The following is a 613-nucleotide window of genomic DNA, read 5'->3' on the forward strand; positions in this document are numbered from 1 at the left end:
CGAAGTAAGTGAGTATATCGCGCCCGCTTAGTTGATCATCAAAGCTAACATTTTCGGGTAGATAACCAAACTTCTGGCGAATGTGGTGAGCTTTTTTGTCTCGAGGTGACTGGCCAAGGGTTAGTACTTCGCCTTGACAAGGCTCAAGCACGCCCAGGATGATTTTCATCAGCGTACTTTTGCCAGCGCCGTTATGACCAAACAAGCCAAGCACTTCGCCTGGAGGCAAGTCCAGATTGATTGCCTCGAGTGCTTTTAGCTCGCCATAATGTTTGGAGACTGAGTCAAGCTTAACAACAAGGTCAGAAGAAGGGGACGTCATGGGCTGGCTACCTTACGAGCGGGCGGTGTCATGAGAGGGAAACTATCTCTTACCCCAGGCGATTTAAGTACCGGGAATTGTTTTTGGATATAACGTAGTAACAATACTGCAGGGCTATCCATTAGCATTTTTGCCTGAGGAAACTTCCATAGTAGCTTGTCGATACTGTCATTGGGTTCGAAGTAGGTATCGCCAATTTGATCATTGTTCATATCCCAGCCTAAATAGTCGCTCCAGTAATTACCTTGGGCGTCGAGGCTCCATTCTTGTTTGCGGGTCGCGACGTATTTC

1 protein-coding gene and 1 pseudogene are annotated in these 613 nt (G+C 47.5%); both read right to left on the reverse strand.

The genetic code is table 11. The annotated features are described in order from the left end of the window. On the reverse strand, window positions 1-322 hold a 322-nt coding region (locus A3735_RS24430; RefSeq protein WP_156499890.1), incomplete at its 3' end, for an ATP-binding cassette domain-containing protein. Next, a pseudogene (locus A3735_RS24435) lies at window positions 319-613 on the reverse strand (copper-binding protein); the annotation flags it as partial. The pseudogene A3735_RS24435 and the gene A3735_RS24430, both read right to left, overlap by 4 nt.

The organism is Oleiphilus sp. HI0061 (assembly GCF_001635675.1).